The following is a 25,747-nucleotide window of genomic DNA, read 5'->3' as shown; positions in this document are numbered from 1 at the left end:
CCTTCGCCCCGCTTGCGGGGAGAAGGTGCCGGCAGGTGGATGAGGGGCTTTCCGGGATCGCCAACGCAAGCATCAATTTTCGCCGCAATCCATGCGATGTTACGTGTCACGATCCGCTGCGAGTCGCAAATCATGCCGTCGTTTCCGAAAGCCTTCCTTGTCGGTGCTGCCATTCTCACGGCGGGTTTTGCCGAGCCGGCACTGGCCGGACCCATAGACGCCGCCTGCCGTAGCGTCACCCACTTCGGTCAGGACTACATCGTCTGCTCCTTCGACCCCGCGGCGAGCGACATCCGCCTCTACAACAAGGATCAGGCGGGCGTGCCCTTCAAGTCCTTCAAGGCGCTGTCGCTCGAACTGCACCACCATGACGAATATCTCGTCTTCGCGATGAATGGCGGCATGTACCACGAGGACTTGTCACCGGTCGGCCTGCATGTGGAAGAGGGTGTGGAGCAGGCGCCGCTCAACACCAATTCCGGCTGGGGCAATTTCCACCTGTTGCCGAACGGCGTCTTTTATGTCGGGGATGGCAAGGCCCGGGTGATGGCGGCGGAGGCCTATCGCGCCGCTGGCATCAAGCCGCGCTTTGCGACACAGTCCGGCCCGGTGCTGGTGATCGACGGGGCGCTCCATCCGCGCTTCCTGCCGAACAGCGACAGTTTCAAGACCCGCAACGGCGTCGGCGTGACGACTTCGGGTGAGGTCGTCTTCGCGGTGTCGAAACGGCCGGTGCGCTTTCATGATTTTGCGACGCTGTTTCGCGACGCGCTCGGCTGCCCGAATGCGCTCTTTCTCGATGGCACGATTTCCAGCCTCTATGCGCCGGAGATCAACCGCCACGACCGGCTGTTTCCGCTCGGGCCGATCATCGCCGTCGTCGCTTCGTTCCCGCAATAATTTTTTTGGGTGGCCCCCAAGGAACGGCTACTAGCGGACGTCTAACGGGTAAACAGGTCAAAAGCGGGCACGGACTTGGACGCGGAACTCGTTGAAAGGGCGGTGAGGGGCGACAGGGAGGCGTTCAGCCTCCTGGTCGAGCGCCACTATGATTTCGTCCACGCTGTTGCCTGGCGCTGGGCCGGTAACGTGACCGACGCGGAGGATATCGCGCAGGATGTCTGCATTCGGCTCGGTTCCTCGATCCGCGGCTTTCGTGGCACCAGCCGCTTCCGAACCTGGCTCTACACGCTGACGCTCAATGCCGCGCGCGACCACCGCCGCCGTCGCGTGCGCGACGAGCGCAAGATTGCAGCCTATGCGTCGGATCAAGCGGCCCAGGGCACACCGGACGGAGGGGACGAGGACCGGCAGGAAGCGCTCTGGACGGCAGTTCGGGCGCTGCCGGAGAAACAATGCGATGCCGTCCTGCTCGTCTACGCCGAGGGCCTGAGCCACGCCGCGGCGGCAGACGTGCTTGGCTGCTCGGAAGCAACCGTTTCCTGGCATGTCCATGAGGCGCGCAAGCGTCTGCGGACCATGCTCGGCAAGGAGGCTGTGTGATCATGACCGACGATTTCGAAACGCTTGCCGGAAAGCTGCCGCCGACACCTTCGAGCGAGGCGCGGGCGCGCGCGCTTGCCGCGGCTATGGAAGCCTTTGACACGGCGGAAAATTCGAGCGTCGCCCAAGGAACAGCAACGCCCGGTCGTCCAAGCTCCATCCTCAACCGGATATGGAGCCCCATCATGAACCGGAAACTGCTTGCCGGATCGGCGCTGGCAACACTTATCGTCGTGCCCGCCGCTGCCTTCCTGACGCTGGAATTCGTCGGCAGCAACGCGCCGTCCACACAAGAAACCGAGTTCGCCGCGAAGTCTGAACCGAAGCCGGTCGCCGACAACGCCGCGCCGCTTGCCCGGTCGCAGCCGGCGCAGGCCGCTGCGAAAATTGCGGAAGAGGTGAAAAGCGAGGCGCCGGCGGCCGCGGAAGCCGACGCGATGGCGAGCCCAACGGCCGCCGATGCGGCGGCACCCATGAGTACGCTCGGTGGGACGGTCGGCTTTGCGGCGCGGGGACGCATGGAGATCATACCGGCACCGGCGACACCGGGCGACGTTCTTCCGCCGCCGGTCGAAAATCGCGAGCGTTTTGGCAACGCCGATGCCAATCCGGTGAAGAGCGTGGCGACCGAGCCGGTCTCGACCTTCTCCGCCGATGTCGACACGGCCTCCTATTCGTTCGTCCGCCGCTCGCTGATGGCAGGCGAGATGCCCAATCCCGAGGCCGTGCGGGTCGAGGAAATGGTCAATTATTTCCCCTACGACTGGCCGCGACCGACCTCGGCCGCGGAACCGTTCAAGGCGACGGTCACCGTCACGCCGACCCCTTGGAACGCGGGCACGCGCCTGATGCATGTGGCGATCAAGGGCTATGAGGTCGTGCCGGCGGAGGCGCCGAAGGCCAACCTCGTGTTCCTCATCGACGTTTCGGGTTCCATGGATGAGTCGGACAAGCTGCCGCTGTTGAAGAATGCTTTCCGGCTGCTGGTGGACAAGCTGAAGCCGGAAGACACGGTGTCGATCGTCACCTATGCCGGCAATGCCGGCACCGTGCTCGAGCCGACGGCGGTCAAGGACAAGGCGAAGATCCTGGCGGCGATCGATACGCTGATGCCCGGCGGCTCGACGGCCGGCGCTGCCGGCATCGAAGCCGCCTATCAGCTGGCCGAAAAGGCTCGCGTCATGGACGGCGTCAACCGCATCCTGCTGGCGACCGACGGCGACTTCAATGTCGGCCCGTCGAGCGACGAGGAGTTGAAGCGGCTGGTCCAGGAAAAGCGCAGGAGCGGCGTCTTCCTCTCGGTGCTCGGCTTCGGCCGCGGCAACTACAACGACGCGCTGATGCAGGCGATCGCCCAGAACGGCAACGGCGTTGCCGCCTACATCGATACGCTTGCGGAGGCCCAGAAGACATTGGTCGAGGAGGCAGGCTCGTCGCTCTTCCCGATCGCCAAGGACGTCAAGCTGCAGGTCGAGTTCAATCCGGCGGCAATCGCCGAATACCGCCTGATCGGCTACGAGACCCGGGCGCTGAAACGCGAGGATTTCAGCAACGACCGGGTGGATGCCGGCGATATCGGCTCGGGCCACAGCGTCACCGCCATCTACGAGGTGACGCCGAAGGGAAGCCCGGCGGTCCTCAACGACGACCTGCGCTATGCGACGGCGGAAAAGCCGGCAGCGGATGCGACAGCGCATTCGGGGGAACTCGCCTATCTCAAGATGCGCTACAAGAAGCCGGATGGCGACAAGAGCGAGTTGATCACCACTCCGGTCACGCAGGCGAATGCCGTGCCGTCGCTCGCCGAAGCCCCGACGGACGTCCGATTCTCCACCGCCGTCGCGGCGTTCGGCCAGAGGCTTGTCGGGAACTCAGCCCTTTCCGGCTATTCCTACACGGCGATCGCCGATCTCGCGGCAGGCGCCAAGGGGGACGACCCCTTCGGTTATCGCGCCGAGTTCGTCAATCTGGTGCGGCTGGCGAAGGGGCTTTCGGGCGAGTGACTCCGCGGAACCGCCCCTCATCCGCCTGCCGGCACCTTCTCCCCGCAGGCGGGGAGAAGGGCGAGGCCGCGCCGGCATCGCCAAATTTCAAGCCACTCTGTCAGACCTGATGAAGGGGTGAGTCACGAGCCGCGGGCGCGACTCACCCTCGCCCCGCTTGCGGGGAGAGGGCAGGGTGAGGGGCAAGGAGCGCTGTCAGTGAAGCCGGAGCCTGTTGCTGAATGGAAGTTGCTACGCCGTCGGAAATGCCCGTTGCAATCCCCCGGATTTCGCCAGCCCCACCCGGAACGCCTGGTAGGCCGGATGCTGGCTGGAGCGCGCGGCCTCCATGAGGCGCATCTGCAGCCGGAAGGGCGCCTCGTTGCCGAGCCACTCGCCGAGCTTTTCAAGCTTCAGCGAGTTCAGGAAGCGAGCCTCCGCGGCGAGGTCCAGATACCGCTGCAGGCCTTCCATCAGGTTCTCGTCCTGCTCGGTGTTTTCCATCAGCAGCTTGACGAAGGCCTGGTCGGCCTCGCCGAAGCTCGAAAGCTTGGCGGCGGTCGTGTCCCTGTCCGGAAAGGCGGCTGGCCCGGCGTTCATGAATCGTCCCCTCGAATCGAAACTCTCTTGGGGATAGGGCAGGCGCCAGGAGTCTGCAAGCGAGGCGAAGAATACGGAGGCTGGGGTTCGACGCCGGTGTTCGTGACGGGTGCTGCACGTCGCGGCGCCGGTTCTTTCGCCTGACAGGCAAAAGAAAAACGCTCCACGCATTCCGCTCCGGAGCGTTTATCGCCTCGTTCCGCACGGTCTGTCTCAGGCCCGGCGGCGACCGCTGCGTTCGCGGGTCGGTGCGGAGGCGCCTTCGGCGGCGGTCTTGTTGCGGAAGGGGCCGATCTTCTCGACGATAGCGTCGAGCGTCGGGCGTTCGCCCTTGGCGTGATTATCGAGCGCGAGGCGCATCGCGGCAAGATGGTTGCAGGAGGTGCCGCAGCAGCCGCCGATGATCTTCGCGCCGGCGTCGACCGCCAGCCGCACATATTCCGCCATCAGCGGTGGGGTGCCGGAATAATGGATCTCGGAGCCGCGGAATTCCGGAATGCCGCAATTGCCCTTGACGACGACGGTGGCCTCCGGGGCGGCCGCGGTCATGTCGAGCAGCGACGACAGGATGTCGGAGGCGCCGACACCGCAATTGGCGCCGACTGCGACCGGGCCTTCGCCGATGTCGCCGGCGACGGTGTGAATGTCCTTGGGGTGAAGACCCATCATCGTCTTGCCGGCGGTGTCGAACGAGCCGGTATAGACGTAAGGCAGGCCGACCTTGGTGGCCGCTTCCGCCGCCGCGCGGATTTCGTCCGGCGAGGACATGGTCTCGATCCAGGCGACTTCCGCGCCGCCCGCCTTCAGGCCCTCGATTTGCTCGGCAAAGGCCGCAACCGCATCCTCATAGGAAAGCGCGCCGAGCGGGATCAGGAGTTCGCCGGTCGGGCCGACGGAGCCGGCGGTGATGACCTTGCGCGGGGCCCTGTCGGCAACGGCGCGGGCGATTTCGGCTGCGCGCTTGTTCAGCGCATGGACGCGGTCCTCGGCCTGGTGCAGCTTCAAGCGATGGCGCGTGCCGCCGAAGGAGTTGGTGAGGATAATGTCGGCACCGGCATCGACGAAATCCTGATGCAGCTTGGTGATGTTCTCCGGCTTGGCCTCGTTCCAGAGCTCCGGCGCTTCGCCGGCTTCGAGCCCCATGGCAAAGAGCGACGTTCCGGTCGCGCCGTCGGCAAGCAGAACGCCCTTCTGGGCAAGGAGATCGGAAAGGGCATTGGCGGAAGCAGACATCGGTTTTTCCCGGCTGAATGAAATTTGCAACAAGATATAAAGATATCTTTATGTGATTGCAACAGACTTTGCCGGAGTATGCCGGAAAAGTCGGTATCCGACCCCCACTCGCGCCGTCAACCGGTCCGTTCACGCGGCCGTAACCGTTACGTACTTGTGCGGTGACCGGCGCGGTGAGACCGTTTCCTCTTCCATAACCGACCGATTGGCGCGCGCCTCAGTGGCGTGCCGACATCGCGCTCACAGTTTCAAATTCGCACAGCTTGACGACTTGCGGCGCCTTGGCCTGGAGGCGGGGTGCTTCAGCCCAGGGAGATTGAACGATGCAGGAAACGTCAGCATCTGAAAAGGGCAAAGGCGATACTCGCTCAGAGCAGGGGCTCAGCCGCCGTGACGTGCTCCTGACCGGGACCGCGCTTGCCGCAGCCGCCCTGTCCGCGCCCAGTCTTGCGACATCCGCCAGGGCACAGCAGGCGGCGCAACCGGCCGCCGGTGGCACCAAGCCGAACATTCTCATGATCATGGGCGACGATATCGGCTGGTACAATCCGAGCATCTACCACCGCGGCATGATGGGATACCGGACGCCGAACATCGACCGGATCGGCAATGAAGGTGCGATGTTCACCGACTGGTATGGAGAACAGAGCTGCACGGCGGGCCGCGCGGCCTTCATCACCGGGCAATCGCCGATCCGCACCGGCTTGACCAAGGTGGGGCTGCCGGGCGCCGATGTCGGCCTGCAGCCCGAGGACCCGACGGTCGCGGAATTCCTCAAGGCGCTCGGTTATGCGACCGGCCAATTCGGCAAGAACCATTTGGGCGACAAGGACGAATTTCTGCCGACCAATCACGGCTTCGACGAGTTCTTCGGCAATCTCTACCACTTGAATGCGGAGGAGGAGCCGGAAAACCCCGACTATCCGAAAAACCCGGAATTCCGCAAACGCTTCGGCCCGCGCGGCGTGATCCACTCTTATGCCGACGGCCGGATCGAGGATACGGGCGCGCTGACGAAGAAACGCATGGAAACGGTGGACCAGGAATTCCTTGCGGCCGCGTTGAATTTCATCGACCGCCAGCAGAACGCCCAGAAGCCCTGGTTCTGCTACTTCAACTCAACACGCATGCATATCTTCACCCACCTGAAGCCCGAGTCGCAAGGCAAGACCGGCAAGGGGCTCTATCCTGACGGCATGGTGGAGCATGACGGCCACGTCGGGCAATTGCTGAAGAAGCTCGACGATCTCGGCGTCACCGAAAACACGATCGTCATCTACACCACCGACAACGGCGCCGAGGTGATGAGTTGGCCGGATGGCGGCACAACGCCGTTTCGCGGCGAAAAGGCGACCAATTGGGAAGGCGGTTTCCGCGTGCCGATGTGCATTCGCTGGCCGGGAGTCATCAAGCCCGGCACCATCTACAACGAGCCGTTCTCGCACTACGACCTGATACCAACGTTCTGCGCTGCTGCCGGCGAGCCGGACATCGTGGCCAAATGCCTGGCGGGTTATCAGGCCGGTGCCAAGACCTTCAAGGTTCATCTCGACGGCTACAACCTCATGCCGTTCTTCCGCGGCGAGGTAACGGATTCGCCGCGGCGGGAATTCCTCTACTGGAACGACGACGGTGAACTGGTGGCAATTCGCGCCCTGGATTGGAAGGTCAACTTCAAGGTCCAGGAGCACACCGGTATCGGGGTCTGGCAAAGGGAGTTCACCAATCTGCGCGTCCCCTGGATCTTCAACATGCGCGCCGACCCGTTCGAGCGCGGCAACGAGTCCTTCGAATATGACAGGTGGATGGCGGAGCGCGCCTTCATCCTGGTGCCATCGCAGGCGCTCGTTGCGAGATGGATCGAAAGCTTCAAGGAGTTCCCGATCCGGCAAAAACCGGCAAGCTTCAATCTCGACGAGGTGATGGCAAAGCTTTCCGTATCGTCATCGGGTAAGTAGGCACGGTGTCGCCCTGCGTGGACCGGGCGCATGTCATCGGCGGGCGGGATCGTCTTTCGGCAGTTCATCCGCCAGAAGAGCGGCGAGATCCGCAGCAGGCTTGTCCGTATGGGCACGCAAACGCAGGCTGAATTCGGCCGCGGGCAGGGGCGGCAGGTCAAGATGTGCGGGTGCTGGCTCTATTCCCGGCCCCAGAAACCGCGCCGTGCGCGTCGTGACGGCGATGCCGCTCATGACGGCGGCACGCAGGCCCGACAGGCTCGGGCTCGTCGCCGCGATCCGGAAGGGGCGCCCGGCCGCCTCGAGTGCAGAGATTGCCGCTGCCCGAAACCCGCAGGGCGGGTCGAGCACGGCGAGCGGCACGTCCGCGTCAGCCGTCGCCAGACCTTTGTCGGCACAAAGCCAGATCATCTCCTCTTTCAGCACGAAGAGTTCGTCGGCCGCAGGCGCCTGTCGCATGGTCAGCAGAATGTCGACCTGGCCCTGATCGAAGGCCGTCGTCAGTTCCTTCGATCTGCCGATCCTGAGGTCGAGGCGAACCCGCGGATGCGAACGTGCGAACCGGCGCAAGAGGTCGGGCAGCGTCGTATCGGCGAAATCCTGCGTGCTGCCGAGCGAGATCCGCCCGTCGGCGCGCGCCCCCCGGAGGCTCAGCCAGGCATCGCGATGCGCGTCGAGGATGCGGCGGGCGTGATCCACGAGTTCCTCGCCGGTCGGCGTCAGCGCCCGCCCACGCCCGGCCGGAGCCAGAAGCGGTTCGCCGATCATCGTTTCGAGGCGCTGCATCTGCGCCGTCACGGCGGAGGGGGACCGATTGACGGCCGCTGCGGCGCGGGCAAGCGAGCCGCCATCGGCGAAGGCGAGGAAGGTGCGCAGGAGATCAGGATCGATGGCGTTCATACTTTGATGATATCGAAGTATTTATCCAATACAATTTGATTTTCTTGATGTGTCTGTGATGGCAAGCTGAACCTGAAGAACAACTGCAGTCGGAAGGAGCTTGCCATGCCAATCATCAACGTCACCGTCACCGGTCGTGCGGACCCGGAAATGTCTGCAAGGATCGCGGCAGAGGTCAGCGAACTGACACGAGCGCATCTGCGCAAGGACCCAACCGTCACCGCGGTCGTGGTCGGTTATGTAGACCCACAGCACTGGTCTGCCGGCGGAAGGTCGATCGCGTCGCAGGAGACCCAGAGCTTCTGGCTGGATATCAAGGTCGTCGACGGCACCAATACCAAGCAGGAAATGGCCGACTACATCGAAGCGATCTACGGCGGCTTCGGGAAGCTCCTCGGAAAGGTCCACCCGGAGAGCTATGTGCTAGTTCACGAGGTCTCAGCAGCAGCCTATGGCTATGGCGGCAAGACGCAGGAGTTCCGCTTCATTACAGCGCCGCGCGTCTTTTCAGACGCGCAAAGGTCGCTGTAACGCTTTGAATTGCTGCGTGATTTTATCCTTAAATCGATTCCGATCTAAGGAATCATGCAGTAGCAGCAAGCTCAAGTCGGCTGCGTAGCGGGTCAAACCGAGTAGGAAAAGGGCGCTCCCGCGAGCGCCCTGTCTATTTGTGTGCGATATGATCCTGCCTATGCCGCCTGGCGGTCTGTGTGGCTCGTCGGCGTCACCATGGCAGCGATGATCGTCTGGAGGTCGATCGCGCCGATCGCTCTCCCGTTCTCATCGACGACGTGGCCCGTGGCGACGTGCGCGCCGGTCATCGTCCGCGCAGCCGCTTCGAGAACCGTACCGACCGTCAGCGACACGCCTTCCGGATTGCCGGAGAGCGGCCGCATGATCGTCTCGACATGCACGACGCGGCCACGGTTCACTTCCTTGACGAAGGCGGTGATGTAGTCGTCCGCCGGCGAAAGCACGATCTGCTGGCCGGTACCCTGCTGCACGACACGGCCGTCGCGCAGGATCGCGATCTTGTCGCCGAGCCGTAGCGCTTCGTCGAGGTCATGCGTGATGAAGACGACCGTCTTTTTCAGTTCCTTCTGCAGGTCGAGCAGCACCGTCTGCATGTCCATGCGGATCAGCGGATCGAGCGCCGAATACGCCTCGTCCATCAGCAGGATGTCGGCGTCGTTGGTGAGCGCGCGGGCGAGGCCCACGCGCTGCTGCATGCCGCCCGAAAGCTGGTTCGGATAATGGTTCTCGAACCCCTTGAGGCCGACGCGCTCGATCCAGCCGCGCGCCCGCTTTTCGCTTTCGCGCCGCTCGATACCCTGGATCTCCAGGCCGTATACGGTGTTTTCGAGCACAGTGCGGTGCGGCAGCAGCGCGAACTTCTGGAACACCATTGCCGTCTTGTGGCGACGGAATTGGCGAAGGTCGTTTTCGTTCATCTTGCAGACGTCGGTGCCGTCATAGAGCACTTCGCCCGCCGTCGGATCGATCAGCCGGTTGATATGGCGGATCAGCGTCGACTTGCCGGAACCGGAAAGTCCCATGACCACCGTGATGCAGCCGCCGGGCATGAGGATATTGATGTCCTGCAGGCCAAGCACGTGACCGTGCTTCTCGTTGAGTTCGGCCTTGCCCATGCCCTTCTTGACGACATCGACGTAGTCTTCGCCGCGGGGGCCGAAGATCTTGTAGAGGTTCTTCACCTCGATTGCGTGACTAGCCATGAATAACCTCCGAGTGCTTTTGCAGCCGCCTTCCGAAGGCCTGGCTGGTACGATCGAAAATGATGGCGATGCCGACGAGGGCAAAGCCGTTGAGGAAACCGACGGTGAAGAACTGGTTGGCGATCGCCTGGAGCACGTTCTTGCCGAGCCCGCCGACGCCGATCATCGAGGCGACGACGACCATTGCCAGCGACATCATGATCGTCTGGTTGATGCCGGCCATGATGGTCGGCAGCGCCAGTGGCATTTGCACGTTCTTCAGTTTCTGCCAGGCGGATGAGCCGAAGGCGTCGGCGGCCTCCAGCACTTCCTTGTCGACGAGCCGGATGCCGAGGTTGGTAAGCCGGATCATTGGTGGCACGGCGTAGATGACGACGGCGATCAGCCCGGGCACCTTGCCGATGCCGAAGATCATCACCACCGGAATGAGATAGACGAAGCTCGGCATCGTCTGCATGACGTCGAGGATCGGATTGACGAAGGCCTGCACTCGGTCGGAGCGGGCCATCAGGATGCCGATCGGGATGCCGATCACGATCGAAATCAGCGTACAGACCGTAACCATGGCGAGCGTGATCATCGTGTCGTTCCAGAGCCCGACGAGCCCGATCAACACCATCGACAACGCCGTGCCAACGGTGATCTTCACGTTACGGCTGCCGAGATAGACGATGGCAACCATAATAATCAGTATCAGGATCCAGGGCGAACTGACGAAGGCCCGTTCCAGGTAGTTCAGAAACCATTGCAATGGTTGGACCACTGCGTCGATCGCATCGCCGTAGCTGCGCACGAATCCCTTGAATCCGTCGTCGACGCTCTTGCGCGCCATGCGGATAGTGCCATCGTCGATGGCCGGGAACTTGCAAAGCAGTTCCGGCAAGAAACTGCAGATAGCCATTTTTCCCCCTTCCGGCCGGAAGTCTTATGCCGCCGGCTGCGTCTTGAAACGACCGCATGCGGTCGCCCTGCGCAGACTTGCTCGTGACCTCTTACGTGTCCCGGCGCGAGAAATGTGACAGCGGAACGACGGTCCCGCTTTACTGTTTGCGACGTTAGAGCAAGCACTTCGCCGCTGTTAGCTCAATCAGCGGGCAATTGCTTGCCGAGGCGCGGGACGCGGCGGCCGGAAGTCCGGCAGCCGTCCACTGCGACCTACCTTGTCAGAGGGCTGACTTGACCTTCTCGGCCACCTCGGGGCCGACCCACTGCGTCCACATCTCGGGAAACTCTTCCAGGAAGTGCTTGGCCGCGTCCTCGTTGGTGCCCTGGTTCTGGTCCATCCAGGCCAGAACCTTGTTGACCGTGCCGTTATCCCACTTGCGTACCTTGACGTAGTCCATGGCGACGCCGGCCTTTTCCGCGAAAGACTTCGTCACGACCGTGTAGACGTCCGAGACCGGATAGGAATTGACCTTCGGGGTCGGGCAATCGGGAACGGCGGTGCAGGCGTCCCACTCCTTCTTGTCATGGTCGACGCCGAAGGAGAGGCGGGTCATTTCGTATTTGCCGAGAATGGCGGTCGGGGCCCAATAGTAGCCCAGCCAGCCGGTCTTCTTCTCGAAGGCGTTGGCAATGGAGCCGTCGAGGCCGGCGGCCGAGCCGGTATCGACCAGTTCGAAGCCGGCTTTGTCGGCTTCCAGCGCCTTGAAGAGATTGGCGGTCGAGACCTGACAGTTCCACCCGGAGGGGCAGTTGTGGATTGCGCCCCTGGACGGGTCTTCCGGTGCCGGGAACAGATCCGGATGTTTGAGAGCGTCCTGCACGGTCTTGATGTCGGGGTGTGCATCGGCGAGGAACTTCGGTATCCACCAGCCCTCGACGCCGCCTTCACTCAGCAGAGGCGCGGCCTGGATAAGGCGGCCTTCCTTGATCGCTGCGTCGAGCGGCGTGCGCACGGCGTTGACCCAGAGTTCCGGCGCCATGTCGGGCTGCGCCTTCTCATTCATGGAGGCGAAGGTCGGCATCGTGTCGCCGGTGACGAGTTCCACGGTGCAGCCATATCCGTTTTCGAGGATGAACTTGTCGACATGGGCGGCGACGCCCGCCGAGGCCCAGTTCATTTCGGCAATGCTGACTTCGCCGCATTCCGCGGCTTGCGCCGAGCCCGCGACGGCATAAAGGCCCACGGCAAGAAAGGTGGACGCGAGGAGCTTCTTCATGTTTGCAAGACCTCCCAGTCTTTGTGCAGCCAACGATCGAAGGTGCCGCAAGGGTTACTGCCGTGCAGACACCTGATTATCCAGTGAGCAGCCTGAGGTTCGACATCGGAAGGCCAAAATCATGCCCCCGCTGCTGCAGCGTGGGAGTTCTTTCCAATCCTGGCCGCGGAACCCTGTCGCCGGCCGGATCTCCTCTTCACCGCTGTGGCAAGCCTAAGTATTCCCGAAGATAAATCAACCTCATCAATCAGATTGGCATGTCGAAAGGCGCCGCCGTCGTTCGCGCTGTTTCTTGCCGGTTTGGCCACAAATTTGAGCATTTACGACAAAACTGCCGCAAAATGCGGCTCGGCGAGTTGCGTCTCACCCGAGCCTGTTTCAATCGGGACGTTTCCTGTCGCGATTGCGTCCGGATCTCCGCCCGAGGATGTCGCGAAAAAAATCAAAAAAATCCGCGATTCACCATTGCTTAAGCCATCAATAACCATCCGGTAACGATGTCAGGCTAATTGTTTGCCTGCGGCGGGCGACTGCCGCAGGTCCGGATCAGGTGTTGCGTACCGGACCTGGAGATCCCGCGTTCTGAGCAGTGCCGGGACGGGAAGAGTGCAGCGATTTCCGGTGTGTTATATGCCGGAAAGACCATGCGTTATTTTGGCGGCCGCATCCCCTCGCAGGAGGTCGGGTGCGGCTTTCGCGTTGTGGACCCATTCGCCAGTAAATCAACCAACAAAAAGCCGCCCCGAAAGGAGCGGCTTGAAGCGGGAGAGCGCCTGATCATCCGATGTTGGACGTCCGGATGAAGCCGAGCGGGCCGCGAGGTGCATCCATCTCGACATTGCGCACGCGGGACTGGCTAGACGGCGCCTTGGAATTCCAGGCAATCTGAACGAAATTGGGTTTGCTGAAGACGAACAGCATGGCTTTTCTACCTTGGGAGTCCGGGTCTCGCCCGGGGTTGTTTCGATGGCGTCGATATAGGCGCGAGCGGGTGGAATTTAAATGCCAATGTCGCCATCGCATGTCGCAATTCCGCTAGTCCCGTCGCAATTTCGAACAAGCTTCATTAGCGTCCGAAACGGGCCGTGACTGCGCATGGCGAAATGACGCTGAATCGCGTCGAAATCGGGCCTTTGCCGGCGACAGTTTCGATGTTACGGGAGGTCGCATGACACGGACGATCATGCTGCAGGGAACCGGCTCGGATGTCGGAAAATCGGTATTGGTGGCCGGGCTCTGCCGGCTCGCCTCCAATCGCGGGCTGAAGGTCAGGCCATTCAAGCCGCAGAACATGTCGAATAACGCCGCCGTTTCCGATGACGGCGGCGAGATCGGTCGGGCGCAATGGCTGCAGTCGCTGGCCGCACGCGTGCCGTCCTCCGTGCATATGAACCCGGTGCTGTTGAAACCGCAATCGGACGTCGGCAGCCAGATCATCCTGCAGGGCAAGGTGGCGGGTCAGGCGAAGGGCAGGGAGTACCAGGCGCTGAAGCCGAAGCTCATCGGCGCGGTGATGGAAAGTTTCGAACTGGTCTCCGCCGGCGCCGATCTTGTCATCGTCGAAGGCGCGGGTTCCCCGGCCGAAATCAATCTCCGGGCCGGCGACATCGCCAACATGGGTTTCGCCACGCGGGCGGGTGTGCCGGTGGTGCTTGTCGGCGACATCGACCGCGGCGGCGTCATCGCCTCGCTTGTCGGCACTCATGCGATCCTTCCGGAAGAAGATCGGCGCATGGTCAGCGGCTATCTGATCAACAAGTTCCGCGGCGACGTGACCCTCTTCGACGATGGCATTGCGGCGGTTCACCGCTTCACCGGATGGCCTTGCTTCGGCGTGGTGCCATGGCTGAAAAGCGCCGCGCGGCTGCCGGCCGAGGATTCCGTGGTGCTCGAAAAGCTCGCGCGCGGCGGCGGCAAGGCGCTGAAGGTCGCTGTGCCCGTTCTGTCGCGTATCGCCAATTTTGACGACCTCGATCCGCTGATCGCCGAGCCGGAGGTCGATCTCGTCTTCGTCCGGCCCGGCACGCCGATTCCCGACGATGCCGGGCTCGTCGTCATTCCCGGCTCGAAATCGACAATTGCCGACCTCAAGGATTTTCGTGCCGGGGGCTGGGACCGGGACCTCGAGCGTCACCTGCGCCGCGGCGGCCGGGTTATCGGAATTTGCGGCGGCTACCAGATGCTCGGCGCGCGCGTCACCGATCCGCTCGGCATCGAAGGCGGTGAGCGCGAGATCGCCGGCCTCGGCCTGCTTGCGGTCGAAACGGAAATGGCGCCGGAAAAGACCGTGCGCAACAGCCGCGCCTGGTCGCTGGAACATGACGTCCCGCTCGACGGCTACGAGATCCACCTCGGCAAAACCACCGGCACCGACTGCGCCCGCGCGCCGGTCTCGATCGACGGTCGCCGTGACGGGGCGATGTCCGCCGACGGCAAGATTATGGGCACTTATCTGCACGGGCTTTTCGCCAGCGACGCCTATCGGGCGGCACTGCTCAAGAGCTTTGGCATCGAGGGTGGCGGCGGCAATTATCGCCAATCGGTCGATGCGGCACTCGATGATATCGCCGCCGAACTCGAAGCGGTGCTCGACCCTGGCTGGCTCGACCGGCTGCTCGGCGGCGCGTACAAGACGGCGTGAAGCCGCGGCGGAGCGCCGAAGATACCGGACGCAGCGCTGCACGGCAGCGATTTGTTGCTTCTCCGCCTTTGGCATTTAAGCTACGCTTAAAATGTTCTGGCCAGATGCCGCAGGAGCGGCTGTCCTCGTGGAACGGAAGCTTGCAGTGATCCTTGCCGCCGACGTTGCTGGTTACAGCCGGCTTGTCGCTGCCGACGAGGAAGGGGCGCTTGCGACGCTCGGCACTTACAGTGCCGCGATACAAGATCTCGTCGCCGAGCATGGTGGGCGCATATTCGGTTCGGCCGGCGACAGCGCCGTGGCGGAGTTCCACAGTGCCGTGCAGGCCGTGCGCGCCGCGGTCGCGATCCAGCGTGTGCTATATCGCCGCAATGCCGACCTTCCCCCGGACCATCGGATGGAGTTTCGCATCGGGCTCAACCTTGGCGATGTCGTCGTCGAGGGCGACAATCTTCTCGGCGACGGCGTCAATGTGGCTGCCCGGTTGCAGGAAGTCGCGCTGCCGGGAGGAATCTGTATATCGGGCGCGCTTCACGACCAGATCGAGGGTAAGCTCGATTTCCCGCTGGTCCACCTTGGCGACCGCAACCTCAAGAACATTCCGCGTCCCGTGCCGGTCCACAGGGTCGACTGGCGTCGCGAGGACCCGGTCGAGGCCGGTGTGCTCGGCGGGCCGCTCGTCCTTCCGGACAAGCCCTCGATCGTCGTCCTTCCCTTCGTCAACATGTCGGGCGACCCCGAGCAGGAGTATTTTGCGGACGGGCTGACCGAGGACATCATCACCGCGCTGTCGCTCTACCGCTGGTTCTTCGTCATCGCCCGTAACTCTTCCTTCGCCTACAAGGGGCGCGCCGTCGACGTGAAGCAGGTCGGCCGCGATCTTGGCGTGCGCTACATCGTCGAGGGCAGCGTGCGCCGGGCGGGGAATCGTCTGCGCGTGACCGGGCAACTCATCGAAGCCGAGACCGGCGTCCATCTCTGGGCCCAGCGCTACGACCGCGAACTTGCGGACATCTTCGCCATCCAGGACGAACTCACACAGAACGTCGTCGGCGCAATCGAACCGGAAATCCTCATCGGGGAGAGCCGGCGTGCCCAGTTCAGTCCCACCAACAACCTCGATGCCTATGAGTGTCACATGCGCGGCACGTGGCTGCACAATGCGCAGGATACCGCAGAGCACTTCAAGGAAGCGCTGGTCTGGCATCGGCGGGCGATAGCTCTCGACCCCGATTTCGGCCGCGCGCATATGATGCTCGCCCGCTCGCTTTACGCACGCTGCTTCCACGGCTTCAGCGACGACGTCGACCGCGACAGCGCCGAGCTTTACGCGGCGGCCGAGCGTGCTGTCGCGCTGGAAGAGCGCGATCCCTATTCGCACTACACCATGTGCCTTGCCCATTTCGTAGCGCACCGAGCGCCCGCCGCCGTGGAAGAGGCGCAGCGGGCGATCGACCTAAACCCCAACCTGGCGCTCGCGCATATGGGACTCGGCTGGGCCCGGATTTTCGCGGGACATTTCGCGGAGGCGCTCGATCCGCTCCACATGGCCCTGAGGCTCAGTCCGCACGATCCGCTGACCTATCTGTTCCTCAACCACATGGCGCTTGCTCACTATCATCTCGGCAACTACGAGGAGGCGCTGCACTATTCGGAACACGGCATCTCACTCCGTCGGGCCTATTTCAACCGCGTCGTGCTTCTCGCGAGCCTCGGACAGCTTGGCCGCGACGAGGAGGCGCGCGAGCTCATTCCGGAAATTATGGCCAACGTGCCGGCCGACATGGCGCATTACTGGAAGATCCTCACGCCCTATGTCGATCCGGATCACTATGCGCATCTCATCGCCGGGCTGCGCAAGGCGGGATTCCCGCACGTTGACTAGGGCAGCGAGAGGAAAAGTGTGCGCCGCGAAATTAGGGGCAAGCGCGCGGGCGGCTGAGCGGATGATGAAGAGCAGAAGGTTGACCGTGAGCATCATCCGCCGGCCGTAGCGGTCGCCGAGGATGCCGGACAGCAGCCGGCCGAGCGCGTCGCTGCCGAATGTGGTCGTATTCGAATGTGGTCGTATTGAGGAGGCCGATGTCGGTGCCGGTGAGCCAGGACACGGTGAAAGCGGCCTCCGGTTCTCCGTTATGGTTGCTGGCGTGTTTCGGGGCCGATGTGTCGCAGCGCGTCGATTGACTTTGCCGGTGCCGCTTCATAATTAACGTCAATGGATGGTTCCCCCGCGCCGGAGCGGAGCGGGGGAGTAAATGGGAATGTGACGGGGCGGACCCACGCCGGGCGCCCTTATCACAGCCGACCCCGCGACTGTAGAACGGTCAGGGTTCGCCATCGGGCATGTCGCCTTCTTCTGACGAACTGCGTGGGGCAGTCTCGCGGGATCGGACGGCAGGTCGGAAAAGCCACTGGCATGGCATCGTGATCAGCCGGGCTGGACGCCTCTTCTTCTACGAATCGTCCGCCTTTCACGATACCGAATATGCCGGGAAGGTGAGGCGGGCCCGTTCGGCCTTCAGCAGCTTGTGTTCAGCAATCGCTTGAACGCAATCTTCTTGAAGGTCGTGACGCCGTGAGCCAGGAGACCTGCCATCCGTCAGGGCATTCCGCCCGAAGGGGACACAATTCCCCGATGCCAGCACGGAGGTTGTCGTGGCTTACAGTTTGTCTTTTGAACGCGCGACAAGCGTGTTCTCCACCCATTTCCGGTTGAAGCCGTCCGTGAACTGAGGCCGGCCGCATGACGATTCCCAATGCCGGACCGATCCTCGTGCTTGGCGGCGCCAGATCCGGCAAATCATCTTTCGCGGAAAAGCTCGCCGAAGCCTCCGGACTGCCGTTGCATTACGTCGCCACGGGCCGAGCCTGGGACGACGAGATGCGCGATCGCATCCGCCACCACCAGGAGACGCGGCGCGGCAAGGGATGGACGACGCATGAGGAGCCCCTCGATCTCGTAGGGGTGCTCCGCCGCATCGACGATCCGGCTTGCGCGATCCTCGTCGATTGCCTGACGCTTTGGGTCACCAACCTGATGATGGAAGAGCGCGACATCACTGCGGAATTCGCGGCGCTTGCCGCTTTCCTGCCCGAGGCGCGGGCGCGCCTCATCTTCGTTTCCAATGAGGTCGGTCTTGGCATCGTTCCGGAAAACCGGATGGCGCGTGATTTTCGCGACCATGCCGGCCGCCTCCACCAGATCGTTGCGGAGAAATCCGCTGAAGTTTACTTTGTCGCGGCCGGATTGCCGCTGAAAATGAAGGGTTGATCCATGACACTCGCCAAAGCCAACCACGGCAAGATCCCGGCCACCGTCATCACCGGGTTCCTCGGCGCCGGCAAGACGACGATGATTCGCAATCTGCTGCAGAACGCAGACGGCAAGCGCATCGCGCTGATCATCAACGAGTTCGGCGATCTCGGTGTCGACGGCGATGTGCTGAAGGGCTGCGGTGCGGAGGCCTGCTCGGAGGACGACATCATCGAACTCACCAACGGCTGCATCTGCTGCACGGTGGCCGACGATTTCATCCCGACCATGACCAAGCTGCTCGAACGCGAGAACCGGCCCGACCACATCGTCATCGAGACCTCGGGTCTCGCCCTGCCGCAGCCGCTGGTCGCCGCCTTCAATTGGCCGGATATTCGCAGCGAAGTGACGGTCGACGGCGTCGTGACCGTGGTCGACAGTGCGGCGGTCGCCGCCGGCCGCTTTGCGGACGACCACGACAAGGTCGATGCGCTGCGCGTCGACGACGACAACCTCGACCATGAGAGCCCGCTCGAAGAGCTCTTCGAGGACCAGTTGACCGCCGCCGACCTCATCGTCCTCAACAAGACCGACCTGATCGACGCCTCGGGCCTCAAGTCCGTTCGCGACGAAGTGGCTTCGCGCATCAATCGCAAGCCGACGATGATCGAGGCGAAGAACGGCGAGGTTGCTGCCGCCATCCTGCTCGGCCTCGGCGTCGGCACCGAGGGAGAGATCGCCAACCGCAAGTCGCATCACGAAATGGAGCATGAGGCCGGCGAAGAGCACGACCACGACGAATTCGATAGCTTCGTCGTCGAACTCGGCGCGATCAGCGATCCCGCCGCCTTCATCGACCGGCTGAAGCGTGTGATCGCGGAGCACGACGTGCTGCGTCTCAAGGGCTTTGCAGACGTCCCCGGCAAGCCGATGCGCCTTTTGATCCAGGCGGTGGGCAGCCGCATCGACCAATATTACGACCGGGCCTGGGCGGCCGGCGAGGCACGCGGCACGCGCCTCGTCGTCATCGGTCTGCACGACATGGACGAGGCCGCCGTACGCGCTGCGATCGCGGCGCTGGTGTGATCGGATAGAAAATGCATCTGCTTCTCGCCCAGAAAGGCACGATTGCCGATGGCAACGAGGCGATCGATCTCGGGCAAAGCCCCGCCGATATCCTGTTCCTCTCGGCCGCCGACACGGAGCTTGCCTCGATCGCCGCGGCCTACGGGCGGCGGACGGGGGCGAGAACACTGCGCATCGCCAGCCTGATGAACCTGATGCATCCGATGTCGGTCGACACCTATGTCGAGCGCACGGCACGGCACGCGAAGCTGATCGTCGTCCGCCCGCTCGGTGGCGCCAGCTATTTCCGTTACGTGCTCGAGGCGCTGCATGCGGCAGCGATTGCGAACAAGTTCCAGATCGCGGTGCTGCCGGGCGACGACAAGCCGGACCCGGGTCTCGACCCGTTTTCCACCGTGTCTGCGGAGGACCGCGAGCGCCTCTGGGCCTACTTCACCGAGGGCGGCGCCGACAATGCCGGACTCTTCCTCGATTATGCCGAGGCGCTGATTTCCGGCGGCGAGAAGCCGCAGCCGGCGCGGCCGCTCTTGAAGGCGGGTATCTGGTGGCCGGGCGAGGGGGTGATCGGTGTCGGCCGGTGGCGTGCGATTGCGGGCCGTCCGGATGCAGCGACCACTGCAGACGTGAAGAAGGAATCCACCGTCGCCATCTGCTTCTATCGCGCCCTCGTCCAGAGCGGGGAGACCAAGCCCGTCGAAGCCTTGATCGACGCGCTTGCGGCCAAAGGCATGCGGGCGCTTCCGCTCTTCGTTTCGAGTCTCAAGGATCAGATCTCGATCGGCACATTGCAGGCGATCTTCGCGGAAGCCGCTCCGGATGTGGTGATGAACGCCACCGGCTTTGCTGTCTCCGCGCCTGGTGCCGACCGCCAGCCGACGGTGCTCGAATCGACCGGCGCGCCGGTGCTGCAAGTCATCTTTTCCGGCTCCTCCCGCGCCGCCTGGGAGGCTTCGCCGCAGGGGCTGATGGCGCGCGATCTCGGCATGAACGTCGCGTTGCCCGAGGTGGACGGCCGCATTCTCTCTCGCGCCGTCTCCTTCAAGGCTGCATCCGTCTATGATCCGGCGGTGGAAGCCAACATCGTCGGGCACGAGCCGCTTACCGATCGCGTCCGCTTTGCCGCGCGGCTTGCCGCCAACTGGGCGCGGCTGCGCAGGGCGGGGCCGGAGGCGCGTCGCGTCGCGATCGTCATGGCCAATTATCCAAACCGCGACGGGCGCCTCGGCAACGGCGTCGGCCTCGATACGCCGGCCGGCACCATTGAGGTGCTTAAGGCGATGGTGGTGGAAGGCTATCCCATCGACGGTTTTCCCGAGGACGGCGACGCGCTGATGCGCTTCCTTATGGCCGGGCCGACCAATGCGGCAAGCCGCGACCGCGAAATCCGTGAGGTCATTTCGCTCGCACAATACAAGGACTTCCTCGGTTCCCTGCCGCAGCAGATTCAGGAGGAGGTGACGGCGCGCTGGGGCGAGCCAGAAGCCGATCCATTTTTCCTGAACGGCGCCTTCGCGCTGCCGCTCGCGCGCTTCGGCGAGGTCCTCGTCGGCATCCAGCCGGCGCGCGGCTACAACATCGATCCGAAGGAAACCTATCACGCGCCGGACCTCGTTCCGCCGCACGGCTATCTCGCTTTCTATGCCTTCCTCCGGCAGGTTTTCAAAGCCGACGCGATCGTCCACATGGGCAAGCACGGCAATCTCGAATGGCTGCCCGGCAAGGCGTTGGCGCTTTCGGAAAATTGTTATCCCGAGGCGGTCTTCGGCCCGACGCCGCATCTTTACCCCTTCATCGTCAACGATCCGGGCGAGGGCACGCAAGCCAAGCGCCGCACCAGCGCCGTTATCATCGACCATCTGACGCCCCCTTTGACGCGGGCGGAGTCCTATGGGCCCCTCAAGGACCTGGAAGCGCTGGTCGACGAATATTACGAGGCCGCCGGCGGCGACCCGCGACGGCTCAGGCTGTTGAGCCGACAGATCCTCGATCTCGTCCGCGACATCGGCCTCGATCAAGATGCCGGCATCGAAAAGGCCGACAGCGACGACAAGGCGCTAGAAAAGCTCGACGCCTATCTCTGCGACTTGAAGGAAATGCAGATCCGCGACGGATTGCACATCTTCGGCGTCGCGCCGGAGGGGCGCTTGCTGACCGACCTCACTGTGGCACTGGCGCGGGTGCCGCGCGGCTTGGGCGAGGGCGGCGACCAGAGCTTGCAGCGGGCGATTGCACTGGATTTAGGGGTCGTGGATACTTCTCACTCCCCGCAACCTTTCGACCCCCTCGATTGCGTCATGTCCGAGCCGTGGACTGGCCCGAAGCCCGCGCCTCTCGCCGCCGTCTTGGATGCACCCTGGCGCACCGCCGGCGACACGGTCGAGCGTATCGAACTCCTCGCGGCGAAGTTGGTGTCCGGCGAGATTGCCTGCCCGGCGGGCTGGGTGGCGACACGTGCCGTTCTCGACGAGGTCGACGCTCGCCTAAAGCCCTCGATCGAAGGCTCCGGGGAGGCGGAAATCAAAGGCCTGCTCACCGGGCTCGACGGCCGCTTCGTGGCACCGGGCCCGTCCGGGGCGCCGACGCGCGGGCGGCCGGACGTGCTGCCGACCGGCCGCAATTTTTATTCCGTTGACAGCCGGGCCGTACCGACGCCGGCGGCTTATGAACTCGGCAAGAAATCGGCCGAGCTGCTCATCCGCCGCTATCTGCAGGACCACGGCGAATGGCCGTCCTCCTTCGGGCTCACCGCCTGGGGTACCTCCAACATGCGCACCGGTGGCGACGACATCGCCCAGGCGCTGGCGCTGATCGGCGCCAAACCCGTCTGGGACATGGCCTCGCGCCGCGTGACCGGCTACGAGATCGTACCGCTCGCGGTGCTAGGTCGTCCGCGCGTCGATGTCACCCTCCGTATTTCCGGTTTCTTCCGCGACGCTTTTCCGGAGCAGATCGCGCTTTTCGACAAGGCGATCCGCGCCGTCGGGGCGTTGGAAGAGGACGACGCCGACAACATGATCACCGCGCGCATGCGTGCCGAGACGAGGCGGCTGGAAGAGACCGGCGTCGGGCCGAAGGAAGCGGCGCGGCGCGCCTCCTATCGCGTCTTCGGCGCCAAGCCGGGTGCCTATGGGGCCGGGCTGCAGGCGCTGATCGACGAGAAGGGCTGGGACAAGCGCGGCGATCTTGCCGAAGCCTATCTCACCTGGGGCGGCTATGCCTATGGCGCCGGCGAGGATGGCAGGGCCGAGCGCGGACTGTTCGAGGAACGGCTGCGAACCATCGAAGCCGTGGTCCAGAATCAGGACAATCGCGAACACGACTTGCTCGACAGCGACGACTACTATCAGTTTGAGGGCGGCATGAGTGCTGCGGCGGAGCACCTCGCCGGCCAGCGCCCGGCGATCTACCACAACGACCATTCGCGCCCGGAAAAACCGGTGATTCGCTCTCTGGAAGAGGAGATCGGCCGCGTCGTGCGCGCCCGTGTCGTCAACCCGAAGTGGATCGATGGTGTCCTGCGCCACGGCTACAAGGGTGCCTTCGAGATCGCCGCGACGGTCGACTACATGTTCGCTTTCGCCGCGACGACCGGCGCTGTGCGCGATTACCATTTCGAGGCCGCCTACCAGGCATTCATCACCGACGAGAAGGTCCTCGATTTCCTGCGCGACAAGAACCCGGCCGCGCTTGCCGAAATGTCGGAGCGTTTCCTGGAGGCGATCGAAAGAGGCCTCTGGACCCCTCGCTCCAACTCGGCGCGTTTTGAACTGAACAGTCTGTCCGGTGACGCGGTCGTCCGTCGGCTGCGCGCTGGAAGCCAATAGGGAGAGATCACCATGAGCGACGAAACGGTAACCAGCGGCGAAGCCGGGCCGGAAAAGGACGAAGCCCGCCACGCCATGAAGATGGCGAAGAAGAAGACCGCGCGCGAAAAGATCATGGCGACGAAGACCGACGAAAAGGGCCTGATCATCGTCCACACCGGCAAGGGCAAGGGCAAGTCGACCGCCGGCTTCGGCATGATCTTCCGCCACATCGCCCACGGCATGCCCTGCGCCGTCGTGCAGTTCATCAAGGGCGCCATGCACACCGGCGAGCGCGACCTGATCGAAAAGCATTTCGGCGATCTCTGCCAGTTCTACACGCTCGGCGAGGGCTTCACCTGGGAAACGCAGGACCGCGCCCGCGACGTGGCGACGGCCGAGAAGGCCTGGGAAAAGGCCAAGGAGCTGATCCGCGACGAGCGCAACTCCATGGTGCTGCTCGACGAGATCAATATCGCGCTGCGCTACGACTACATCGACGTCGCTGAGGTCGTGCGCTTCCTGAAAGAAGAAAAGCCGCACATGACGCATGTGGTGTTGACCGGCCGCAACGCCAAGGAAGATCTGATCGAGATCGCCGATCTGGTGACCGAGATGGAACTTGTCAAACATCCGTTCCGCTCCGGCATCAAGGCGCAGAAGGGCGTCGAATTCTGATGGTTCAAAGCTGGCAGTTTTGGGCGCTGCTTTCAGCCGTGTTTGCGGCGCTCACTGCCATCTTCGCGAAAGTCGGCGTCGCGAATGTCAATTCCGACTTTGCGACGCTCATCCGCACGGTCGTGATCCTTGCGGTGCTGGTCGCGATCGTTGCTGCGACCGGACAATGGCAAAAGCCGGCCGAAATTTCCGGACGCACATGGCTTTTCCTCTCGCTTTCCGGCCTCGCCACGGGCGCCTCCTGGCTTGCCTATTTCCGTGCGCTGAAACTGGGCGACGCCGCCCGCGTCGCCCCGATCGACAAGCTCTCGATTGTCTTCGTGGCCGTGTTCGGCGTGCTGTTCCTGGGCGAGAAACTCAACCTGATGAACTGGCTCGGTGTCGCCCTGATCGCCGCCGGCGCGTTTTTGCTGGCGGTGTTTTAGGCTTCACATCCCCAGCCAGATGCGGATCGGATGCGCTGGGTCGGCCAGCAGACGGACTGCCAGGGCGATCGAGACCACGACGAGCAGCGGCTTGATGATCTTCGCGCCCTTCGCCATCGCGAAGCGTGAGCCGACCTGCGCGCCGAGGAACTGACCCGCGCCCATCGTCAGGCCGACCTTCCAGAACACCACGCCATAGGCAAGGAAGACGAAGAAGGCGCCGAGATTGGAGCCGAAATTGAGAAACTTCGTGTGGGCCGTCGCCTTGATGATGCCGAAGCCGCCGAGGGTGACGAAACCGAGCATGAAGAAGGAGCCGGTACCTGGGCCGAATACACCGTCATAAAAGCCGATCAGCGGCACAAAGGTGAGCGTGAAGGCGAGCTTCGTAATTCGGTGGTGCCTTTCGACGTCGCCGATGTTGGGCTTGCAACCGAAATAGACAGCGATCGCGATCAGCAGGAAGGGCAGAACGGCCTTGAGCGCGTCGGCGGGAACGACCGTCGCGAGCAGGGCGCCGAAGACGGAGCCGAGCGTCGCCATCGCCGCCATCGGCAGCTGCTCCTTCAGGCTCACATGGCCGTACCGCGCATAGGCAAGGCTTGCGGAACCGGAGCCGAAGAGCGATTGCAGCTTGTTGGTGCCGAGCGTTTCGAGCGGAGGAATGCCCGCGATCAGCATCGCGGGAATGGTGATCATTCCGCCACCGCCGGCAATCGAATCGATGAACCCGGCAATGAACGCTGCGGCGAAGAGGAAGAGAAGGATTTGAAGGGCGAGGTCGTGCACGGGAGGCTCGGGAAGCGGAATGGCAGCGGAGTTGTTTCCGCCTTGTGTCAGAGCCGGAACGGAAATGCAAAGGGCAGATTGCGGGTTTGCCGCACGCCTTTACGGATTTGGTGCCCAACCTCTTGAATTCGAGCACATCCATCAATTCGTACAGTTCGCTCCGGCCTGCACCGTTTACGACACGCCGATGGCGCAATCCGGTTTGACCGGCCGGATGGGCTCCGGTAAAAATGACAATCATGCGACGGCGTCTGCTTCGAGCGGACTGTAAGAGCGTCCGGTGCGGCCGACCCATACAGGGGACCTGATCCGGTGCTGTCCAGACCGGTGTGGCTATAGGCCCGGGCCGGCGCTTCGTATGGAACGCCGACCGCTGCCGGTACCCGGAAGTTCTCTGGAAGCTGCGCAGCAAATCACGGAGCAGCTCTGCGTATCGAGGCGGATGCGCGGCGCTGCAGGGGGAGCCGCGCAGCATATGCCTTCGGTCAAAGGACCAACTGTTACCAAGCTTGTGCTCGGCCTCGGCTGCGAGCGGAACACCGCGCCCGAGGAGGTGATTGCGCTTGCCGAGCAGGCGCTTGCCGCGGCTGGCTTAGACCGGTGTGAGGTCGACTTCGTCGCCTCGCTCGATGCCCGTGCCGAGGAGCCGGCGATTCATGCCGCCGCCCGTCATTTTTCGGTGCCGGCGCGCTTCTTCAACGCCTCTACATTGGCGGCGGAAACCACTCGGCTGCAAAACCCCTCGGACATCGTCTTTGCCCATACCGGCTGCCACGGCGTGGCGGAAGGCGCGGCGCTCGCCGGCGCAGGCCCGGATGCGGTGCTGATCGTGCCGAAAATCCGTTCGGCTCGGGCGACAGCGGCAATCGCCGGTCCCTTCGCTGCGACCGCAGCGGCCGACGTCAAGGCAAACCGTGCGGGGGCTGGATAATGGCTGCGCCCTTTCGATTTCCTGTCTCGGTTAAAGAGCAGATTCAATGCTCTGTCGCCAAATTCTA

The 25,747-nt window shown here is 63.4% G+C and carries 22 protein-coding genes, 1 pseudogene and 1 riboswitch; of the genes and pseudogenes, 14 read left to right on the top strand and 9 right to left on the bottom strand.

The features are described from left to right. The first annotated feature begins 132 nt into the window (after positions 1-132). From QN222_RS02015 to QN222_RS02005, 3 genes are all read left to right on the top strand, one after another. Positions 133-900, top strand: coding sequence for a phosphodiester glycosidase family protein (locus QN222_RS02015; protein ID WP_283965563.1), 768 nt, complete (start codon positions 133-135; stop codon positions 898-900). A gap of 75 nt (positions 901-975) precedes the next feature. After that, positions 976-1,503 (top strand): RNA polymerase sigma factor, encoded by a 528-nt coding sequence (locus QN222_RS02010; protein ID WP_283965564.1) that lies wholly within the window; start codon positions 976-978, stop codon positions 1,501-1,503. A gap of 2 nt (positions 1,504-1,505) precedes the next feature. Continuing rightward, on the top strand, positions 1,506-3,506 hold the full coding sequence (locus QN222_RS02005; RefSeq protein ID WP_284005195.1) for a VWA domain-containing protein: 2,001 nt from the start codon (positions 1,506-1,508) through the stop codon (positions 3,504-3,506). A gap of 231 nt (positions 3,507-3,737) precedes the next feature. Here the strand turns inward: QN222_RS02005 and QN222_RS02000 are convergent, their stop codons facing one another. Both QN222_RS02000 and bmt read right to left on the bottom strand, forming a co-directional pair. Continuing rightward, the gene (locus tag QN222_RS02000; RefSeq protein WP_283965889.1) at positions 3,738-4,085 is read right to left on the bottom strand and encodes a hypothetical protein; all 348 of its coding nucleotides are present in this window, start codon (positions 4,083-4,085) and stop codon (positions 3,738-3,740) included. A gap of 213 nt (positions 4,086-4,298) precedes the next feature. Beyond that, the gene (gene bmt, locus QN222_RS01995; protein WP_283965890.1) at positions 4,299-5,318 is read right to left on the bottom strand and encodes a betaine--homocysteine S-methyltransferase; all 1,020 of its coding nucleotides are present in this window, start codon (positions 5,316-5,318) and stop codon (positions 4,299-4,301) included. A gap of 323 nt (positions 5,319-5,641) precedes the next feature. Between bmt and QN222_RS01990 the strand changes: the two genes are divergently transcribed. Continuing rightward, positions 5,642-7,276, top strand: coding sequence for an arylsulfatase (locus tag QN222_RS01990; RefSeq protein ID WP_283965891.1), 1,635 nt, complete (start codon positions 5,642-5,644; stop codon positions 7,274-7,276). A gap of 33 nt (positions 7,277-7,309) precedes the next feature. Here the strand turns inward: QN222_RS01990 and QN222_RS01985 are convergent, their stop codons facing one another. Continuing rightward, a complete protein-coding gene (locus QN222_RS01985) occupies positions 7,310-8,176 on the bottom strand; it encodes a LysR substrate-binding domain-containing protein (protein WP_284005193.1) in 867 nt (288 codons plus the stop codon). Positions 8,177-8,281: 105 nt separating this feature from the next. On the opposite strand from QN222_RS01985, the gene QN222_RS01980 reads away from it, so the two are divergent. Beyond that, on the top strand, positions 8,282-8,707 hold the full coding sequence (locus QN222_RS01980; RefSeq protein ID WP_283965645.1) for a 4-oxalocrotonate tautomerase family protein: 426 nt from the start codon (positions 8,282-8,284) through the stop codon (positions 8,705-8,707). Positions 8,708-8,865: 158 nt separating this feature from the next. Here QN222_RS01980 and QN222_RS01975 read toward each other — a convergent pair whose 3' ends face one another. The 4 genes from QN222_RS01975 to QN222_RS01960 all read right to left on the bottom strand — a co-directional run bounded on the left by QN222_RS01975 (position 8,866) and on the right by QN222_RS01960 (position 12,995). After that, a complete protein-coding gene (locus tag QN222_RS01975) occupies positions 8,866-9,912 on the bottom strand; it encodes a glycine betaine/L-proline ABC transporter ATP-binding protein (protein ID WP_283965646.1) in 1,047 nt (348 codons plus the stop codon). Continuing rightward, entirely contained in the window at positions 9,905-10,813 is a 909-nt protein-coding gene (locus QN222_RS01970; protein WP_283965647.1) for a proline/glycine betaine ABC transporter permease, read from the bottom strand. The genes QN222_RS01975 and QN222_RS01970 overlap by 8 nt, the downstream gene beginning before the upstream one ends. Before the next feature lie 262 nt (positions 10,814-11,075). Continuing rightward, on the bottom strand, positions 11,076-12,074 hold the full coding sequence (locus QN222_RS01965) for an ABC transporter substrate-binding protein (protein ID WP_283965648.1): 999 nt from the start codon (positions 12,072-12,074) through the stop codon (positions 11,076-11,078). A 777-nt stretch (positions 12,075-12,851) separates the two neighbouring features. Next, positions 12,852-12,995 carry a hypothetical protein gene (locus QN222_RS01960; protein WP_180937907.1) on the bottom strand — a complete coding sequence of 48 codons (144 nt, stop codon included), beginning with the start codon at positions 12,993-12,995 and terminating at the stop codon, positions 12,852-12,854. 247 nt (positions 12,996-13,242) lie between these two features. Between QN222_RS01960 and QN222_RS01955 the strand changes: the two genes are divergently transcribed. Both QN222_RS01955 and QN222_RS01950 read left to right on the top strand, forming a co-directional pair. Next, positions 13,243-14,715, top strand: a complete 1,473-nt coding sequence (locus QN222_RS01955; protein WP_283965649.1) for a cobyric acid synthase — start codon at positions 13,243-13,245, stop codon at positions 14,713-14,715. 127 nt (positions 14,716-14,842) lie between these two features. After that, positions 14,843-16,600, top strand: a complete 1,758-nt coding sequence (locus tag QN222_RS01950) for an adenylate/guanylate cyclase domain-containing protein (protein ID WP_283965650.1) — start codon at positions 14,843-14,845, stop codon at positions 16,598-16,600. 27 nt (positions 16,601-16,627) lie between these two features. Here the strand turns inward: QN222_RS01950 and QN222_RS01945 are convergent. Continuing rightward, positions 16,628-16,817: pseudogene (locus QN222_RS01945) on the bottom strand (MFS transporter); the annotation flags it as partial. A gap of 101 nt (positions 16,818-16,918) precedes the next feature. Next, positions 16,919-17,327: riboswitch (cobalamin riboswitch) on the top strand. A gap of 131 nt (positions 17,328-17,458) precedes the next feature. On the opposite strand from QN222_RS01945, the gene cobU reads away from it, so the two are divergent. From cobU to QN222_RS01920, 5 genes are read left to right on the top strand one after another with little or no spacing between them, the layout of a single operon-like run. Further along, entirely contained in the window at positions 17,459-17,986 is a 528-nt protein-coding gene (cobU, locus tag QN222_RS01940; protein ID WP_284005190.1) for a bifunctional adenosylcobinamide kinase/adenosylcobinamide-phosphate guanylyltransferase, read from the top strand. Between the two features lie 3 nt (positions 17,987-17,989). Beyond that, entirely contained in the window at positions 17,990-19,054 is a 1,065-nt protein-coding gene (gene cobW, locus QN222_RS01935) for a cobalamin biosynthesis protein CobW (RefSeq protein ID WP_283965994.1), read from the top strand. A gap of 11 nt (positions 19,055-19,065) precedes the next feature. Then, positions 19,066-22,878, top strand: coding sequence for a cobaltochelatase subunit CobN (gene cobN, locus QN222_RS01930; RefSeq protein ID WP_284005188.1), 3,813 nt, complete (start codon positions 19,066-19,068; stop codon positions 22,876-22,878). A 12-nt stretch (positions 22,879-22,890) separates the two neighbouring features. Beyond that, a complete protein-coding gene (gene cobO / locus QN222_RS01925; RefSeq protein ID WP_283963875.1) occupies positions 22,891-23,535 on the top strand; it encodes a cob(I)yrinic acid a,c-diamide adenosyltransferase in 645 nt (214 codons plus the stop codon). After that, complete coding sequence (locus QN222_RS01920) at positions 23,535-23,960, top strand: EamA family transporter (RefSeq protein ID WP_283963876.1); 426 nt, start codon at positions 23,535-23,537, stop codon at positions 23,958-23,960. Before cobO ends, QN222_RS01920 begins: the two co-directional genes overlap by 1 nt. A gap of 3 nt (positions 23,961-23,963) precedes the next feature. Here the strand turns inward: QN222_RS01920 and QN222_RS01915 are convergent, their stop codons facing one another. Continuing rightward, complete coding sequence (locus QN222_RS01915) at positions 23,964-24,749, bottom strand: TSUP family transporter (RefSeq protein WP_283963877.1); 786 nt, start codon at positions 24,747-24,749, stop codon at positions 23,964-23,966. Positions 24,750-24,768: 19 nt separating this feature from the next. Between QN222_RS01915 and QN222_RS01910 the strand changes: the two genes are divergently transcribed. Both QN222_RS01910 and QN222_RS01905 read left to right on the top strand, forming a co-directional pair. After that, positions 24,769-25,020, top strand: a complete 252-nt coding sequence (locus QN222_RS01910) for a hypothetical protein (RefSeq protein ID WP_283963878.1) — start codon at positions 24,769-24,771, stop codon at positions 25,018-25,020. Positions 25,021-25,224: 204 nt separating this feature from the next. Beyond that, on the top strand, positions 25,225-25,680 hold the full coding sequence (locus QN222_RS01905; protein WP_283963879.1) for a cobalamin biosynthesis protein: 456 nt from the start codon (positions 25,225-25,227) through the stop codon (positions 25,678-25,680). Positions 25,681-25,747: the final 67 nt, after the last annotated feature.

Origin of the sequence: Sinorhizobium sp. 6-70, assembly GCF_030124375.1 — a bacterium.
GTDB lineage: Bacteria > Pseudomonadota > Alphaproteobacteria > Rhizobiales > Rhizobiaceae > Sinorhizobium.
Note: the sequence above shows the minus strand (reverse complement) of the source record. Positions and strands in the feature narration are given on the sequence as shown.

What these genes read in the sequence shown, in the direction of transcription:
- QN222_RS02015 (WP_283965563.1), top strand. Translation starts at nt 133, where the DNA reads ATGCCGTCGTTTCCGAAAGCCTTCCTTGTCGGTGCTGCCATTCTCACG.
- QN222_RS02005 (WP_284005195.1), top strand. Translation starts at nt 1,506, where the DNA reads ATGACCGACGATTTCGAAACGCTTGCCGGAAAGCTGCCGCCGACACCT.
- QN222_RS02000 (WP_283965889.1), bottom strand. Translation starts at nt 4,085, where the DNA reads ATGAACGCCGGGCCAGCCGCCTTTCCGGACAGGGACACGACCGCCGCC.
- bmt (WP_283965890.1), bottom strand. Translation starts at nt 5,318, where the DNA reads ATGTCTGCTTCCGCCAATGCCCTTTCCGATCTCCTTGCCCAGAAGGGC.
- QN222_RS01990 (WP_283965891.1), top strand. Translation starts at nt 5,642, where the DNA reads ATGCAGGAAACGTCAGCATCTGAAAAGGGCAAAGGCGATACTCGCTCA.
- QN222_RS01985 (WP_284005193.1), bottom strand. Translation starts at nt 8,176, where the DNA reads ATGAACGCCATCGATCCTGATCTCCTGCGCACCTTCCTCGCCTTCGCC.
- QN222_RS01980 (WP_283965645.1), top strand. Translation starts at nt 8,282, where the DNA reads ATGCCAATCATCAACGTCACCGTCACCGGTCGTGCGGACCCGGAAATG.
- QN222_RS01975 (WP_283965646.1), bottom strand. Translation starts at nt 9,912, where the DNA reads ATGGCTAGTCACGCAATCGAGGTGAAGAACCTCTACAAGATCTTCGGC.
- QN222_RS01970 (WP_283965647.1), bottom strand. Translation starts at nt 10,813, where the DNA reads ATGGCTATCTGCAGTTTCTTGCCGGAACTGCTTTGCAAGTTCCCGGCC.
- QN222_RS01965 (WP_283965648.1), bottom strand. Translation starts at nt 12,074, where the DNA reads ATGAAGAAGCTCCTCGCGTCCACCTTTCTTGCCGTGGGCCTTTATGCC.
- QN222_RS01960 (WP_180937907.1), bottom strand. Translation starts at nt 12,995, where the DNA reads ATGCTGTTCGTCTTCAGCAAACCCAATTTCGTTCAGATTGCCTGGAAT.
- QN222_RS01955 (WP_283965649.1), top strand. Translation starts at nt 13,243, where the DNA reads ATGACACGGACGATCATGCTGCAGGGAACCGGCTCGGATGTCGGAAAA.
- cobU (WP_284005190.1), top strand. Translation starts at nt 17,459, where the DNA reads ATGACGATTCCCAATGCCGGACCGATCCTCGTGCTTGGCGGCGCCAGA.
- cobW (WP_283965994.1), top strand. Translation starts at nt 17,990, where the DNA reads ATGACACTCGCCAAAGCCAACCACGGCAAGATCCCGGCCACCGTCATC.
- cobN (WP_284005188.1), top strand. Translation starts at nt 19,066, where the DNA reads ATGCATCTGCTTCTCGCCCAGAAAGGCACGATTGCCGATGGCAACGAG.
- cobO (WP_283963875.1), top strand. Translation starts at nt 22,891, where the DNA reads ATGAGCGACGAAACGGTAACCAGCGGCGAAGCCGGGCCGGAAAAGGAC.
- QN222_RS01920 (WP_283963876.1), top strand. Translation starts at nt 23,535, where the DNA reads ATGGTTCAAAGCTGGCAGTTTTGGGCGCTGCTTTCAGCCGTGTTTGCG.
- QN222_RS01910 (WP_283963878.1), top strand. Translation starts at nt 24,769, where the DNA reads ATGGCAGCGGAGTTGTTTCCGCCTTGTGTCAGAGCCGGAACGGAAATG.
- QN222_RS01905 (WP_283963879.1), top strand. Translation starts at nt 25,225, where the DNA reads ATGCCTTCGGTCAAAGGACCAACTGTTACCAAGCTTGTGCTCGGCCTC.